Raw genomic sequence first — 3,983 nt, 5'->3', positions numbered from 1 at the left:
TTTCAGCTTGCTTGATGATGGCCAGTATTTGACTATCAGAATAACGTGATTTTTTCATGTAGATCTCCTTCGTAAAGTTTACGAGAAAATTCTACTTTTGACCTCCGCTATTTATCGGGGGGATTACCCAAACACCTGAGCAGTTTGAAAACAAGTATGATATTGCTTGATTTAACTGTCCGTGAAAGTCAGCACACCTCACTCTGTCCCTACCTCCCGCTTATAGATTTAACTTACGTACAGGTATCAGGATCTGAATCTGGATTACTGCATGGAAGGACTGTTTGTGTCTCACTATTGTCAGTTGTATCATAATTAGTATCGCTATTATCAGATACCACAGGTGCATTTTGCATTGTCACTTGTGATGCCGAAACACCTAATACCGCTGTACCACTGCCTTGCTGTGTAATTATCATTTTCTGAGCAATGTTCAAAAAACGCGTATAAATTTCTAGTGTTTGTTTTTCATCTGCGTTGGTATTCATTGCCATTTCACAGGCTCGATAAGTCATTTCCCTTAAAATTAACACAGCAGGATTTCGACCACCTAAAGACAATGCGCCTTGTGTGGACTTTTCACCAATTCCGTCACTCGATGATGAATTAAATTTTGAATTTGTAAAACCAAAATCACCACCTGTACTCTGAGTTTCGGCAAAATCTAATGATCGTGGTGCGCATATGCGATCTTGATTGCCGTGTTTTTTCAATATCGCAACTTTCATGTATGGAGGCGTTTCAAGAATCGAAATTCCATCGCGTTCTATTAATTTACCTTGTGGTGCAAAAGTAGTACATGCTGACATTGCAAAAAACATTGGTAATAAGGCTAGTGATAATAAAATTTTCATAGTATTTGACTTGAAGTTAACCATAATAATTTAAATGATAGCCTATTAAAAAGCTTACTTGGCAAAAATATGCCATTTTTGTTTTTCAATATCACTGCAATTTAAATTTCTTATTTTATTTCTCGTATGAAAACCTTCCGCCTGCAAACATTGACCTGTGTGTAAATTCACAAATCTTCCATTACTAATCCTGTACATCTGGTTATGTGGCTCTTTGTTCATAGACCTACACTTACTAACAGATGCAATTGCACCTCGAGTATTGCTAGTCATACAGCCACCTGTTTCATCACTTTGTATTTGATAATAGTCAGAATATTTTTTATTTTTATTACCTTTATAACTGTTGTATTTATGAAATGACCAACTTTGATAAGGTGTGTTATTACAAGGATATACTTCTAATAGATGATTACCCTTAACAGTAAAATCCAGGCATATAGGGGAAGATGGATGCACATATAGCTGCCTATGCGCACCAGGAGAGCCCTTTACTAGACTAAGACTGGGATTATCATAATACAGTTTTTGATTATTACTATAATCCTCACATGGGTAGTCTATGGTTTCTTTCATATGTCCAAGCATATTAACGCATTGTTTGGTTTTACTATTTTTCAAGAGACCCTCACTCGTAATCTCAAAATTTTGTTGCGCTAAATTACTTTTACATTTTGCAGTTACATATCCACCATTTTTGGATGTGGCTGCCAAACATTTATCGCCATTGACTCCATTTCGAATCCAGAAATAACCGGGGTTACTTTTTCCTACGTCATGAAAACTCCATCTTTGATTTGGTCCACCATGACAACGCTGTCCGCTAACTTTATTCTTGCCAACGTACAAATCCAAACATACTGGATCGCTTAGTCTGGTTAATAACTTTAAATTTGCACCAGGGTTTTCGTTATGTTTAATTCGCACAATTTTTTCTGTTGGAATTCTGCCTTCTTTAATGTCTTCTTTAATACCTGACTCACAGATTTTTGTCACGGTTTCTTTAACTATCGGCTTCGAACTATAGTAGAGTCCGGTTCTCAATGCTTTTGCAATTTTAAATATCTTTTTTGCGCGCGTGACTTCATCTGGAATCATTCCACCTAATCCAGCATCAGCCGCATAAGCAAAAACTTCACCGCCTATGTCATAACATATAGCCTCTTGATCAACACGCGGAAATGATGGTCTAAACTTTAAGTTATGGTCACTATCTTTTGCACCAATAACAACTTTCTCAACCACATTGGCTACGCATGAAGCTCCTTTTTTTCCTTCATCGAAGGCCGCCAACATAACAGCACACATTCCCCTGTCAGTCACTGGCATACTAGAACAAATATTTGATTTATATGCGCGACCTGTTGCTTCAGCAAAAATTTCAGAATTTGCTTTACCGGTAATAACAGCCGTAACAATTTTCTGAACATAAGGGAATATACCGCAGGCCATGCCGCGGCTAATATTTGTTTTACATGCAAGAACACCTGGAAATGCCGAGTTAGAGCTGAGGAAACTCAGCTGTTTTATTTCATTTAATCCGGTTACATTCAATTCTGGTGTATGCTTTGCAACGATAGTATCAATACTGCTATAGACGCTTTTTAATGGGCCGGTGAGCTTACCAGTCCCTTCTTTACAGCTGCCTTCCAATGAACTTAACGTTAATCTCTCCAATTCATTAATCGCCTTGTTTATCTCCTGTTCCATCGTTTTAGCGATTGAAACCGATTCCTTGGCAACTTTAGCCGCAACATATTTAGCTGCATCTTCAGTTTCACGCTCTAATGTAATTAACTCTTTACGCGCTTTATTGTATTCACTTTCAGTCCAGTGCTCGATATCACTGAGCACATTTGCAGATACTTGAGTTACAAAAAAAGTCAGCATTAATATTGTTATTGTTTTCATTTTTATCCTTTAATATGCTTAATTTATCATGCAAATCATTATTCACTTACGTATTGTATTCTCTAAGCAAAATGAGACTGATATATTATTTATGGTTTACTAAAATGATTCCAAAACATAGGGTCACAAAACACAAAACATAGCAAAACATAGGGTCACAAAACATAGAAAACATAGGGTCATAGAAAACATAGGGTCAGGTCTTTGATTTATGATCGCTGACAGCTAAAGAGCTCAGACTGAACCTCAGGCCCTTGTCACATATCTACACTATTGTTACGGCCAAAAAATATCGGCCTTTAATCTATCGCGTTGTTATTCAGAGCCAACTCTCTGGTAAAAAAATACCAGTCAAGCAGGATGCTGCGCATCCATCTCACGCAACGCCTTGCCAAAGCGAAAACCGAACTGCTTGGTCGAATCAAATAACCAACGATCCACCGTGCTGAATAAAATTTGGTTATAGCACCTACCTTCTTCTGTCATATTAAATTTCATATAATTGGCAAGCTCTTTATCTGAGATAGCACGATAAACATAGAGGCCAGCTATCAACATTCGGCCACGAACACCAATGGTAATTTGGTCACGTGATTGCGCAATATTTTTATAGACTTTACGTAGGGTGTTTTCGCCTGGCATCTCACCATTGTTAGCAATTTCTGTTGCCAAAGCCATCGCATAATTGGCATTAATAATCATCTCAACCGATTGCTCAATCGCATTCATCGAGCTATAGAGTTCAGTCATCATTAAGCGTCGTGTATCACTTACTAAGTAAAGCTCGCTACTGACTGAATAGGCACGCAGGTCATCTGAATAGGTGGCTACGTTATGCTGGCTCTCAGCAGCGTTGATTAAATCACCCAAAGCTGTTTTACGCCAAGCAAGAATGCGTTCAGCATGTTCATCCGTTAAGCCCATCATCAGCGCTTCGCGAATACGTGATTGTAGCGCTACAGCAGAAAAAACGTCCTCAGCAATAGTCTGGGCAATTGCAATAGTACTTGGTGGCATACCTTGCGTCGTCATAGCCTGCACCACAGACGGCGACATTACCCCAGCAACACTCTCAGCAAAGGCGTCTAAATCATCGAGGTCGTAGACTTCCACAACGAGAGGTCCGGCACAGGCCTGCATGGTTGCTAAGCTCATATATAGAGCCACCACCAATGACATCAGTGTCGAATAACAGTTTTTATGGGTATTCATACCACG

At 38.8% G+C, this 3,983-nt stretch carries 3 protein-coding genes; all 3 read right to left on the bottom strand.

Annotated elements, in window-relative coordinates; translation table 11 throughout:
* Nucleotides 1-233: 233 nt before the first annotated feature.
* Nucleotides 234-854 carry a hypothetical protein gene (locus JKY90_03955; GenBank protein ID MBL4851419.1) on the bottom strand — a complete coding sequence of 207 codons (621 nt, stop codon included), beginning with the start codon at nt 852-854 and terminating at the stop codon, nt 234-236.
* Between the two features lie 54 nt (nt 855-908).
* Nucleotides 909-2,765, bottom strand: coding sequence for a ricin-type beta-trefoil lectin domain protein (locus JKY90_03950; protein ID MBL4851418.1), 1,857 nt, complete (start codon nt 2,763-2,765; stop codon nt 909-911).
* Between the two features lie 351 nt (nt 2,766-3,116).
* Nucleotides 3,117-3,920 carry a hypothetical protein gene (locus tag JKY90_03945; protein ID MBL4851417.1) on the bottom strand — a complete coding sequence of 268 codons (804 nt, stop codon included), beginning with the start codon at nt 3,918-3,920 and terminating at the stop codon, nt 3,117-3,119.
* Between the last annotated feature and the right edge of the window lie 63 nt (nt 3,921-3,983).

This window comes from Gammaproteobacteria bacterium (assembly GCA_016765075.1).
Lineage (GTDB): Bacteria > Pseudomonadota > Gammaproteobacteria.
Note: the sequence above shows the minus strand (reverse complement) of the source record. Positions and strands in the feature narration are given on the sequence as shown.

What these genes read in the sequence shown, in the direction of transcription:
- JKY90_03950 (MBL4851418.1), bottom strand. Translation starts at nt 2,765, where the DNA reads ATGAAAACAATAACAATATTAATGCTGACTTTTTTTGTAACTCAAGTA.
- JKY90_03955 (MBL4851419.1), bottom strand. Translation starts at nt 854, where the DNA reads ATGAAAATTTTATTATCACTAGCCTTATTACCAATGTTTTTTGCAATG.
- JKY90_03945 (MBL4851417.1), bottom strand. Translation starts at nt 3,920, where the DNA reads ATGAGCTTAGCAACCATGCAGGCCTGTGCCGGACCTCTCGTTGTGGAA.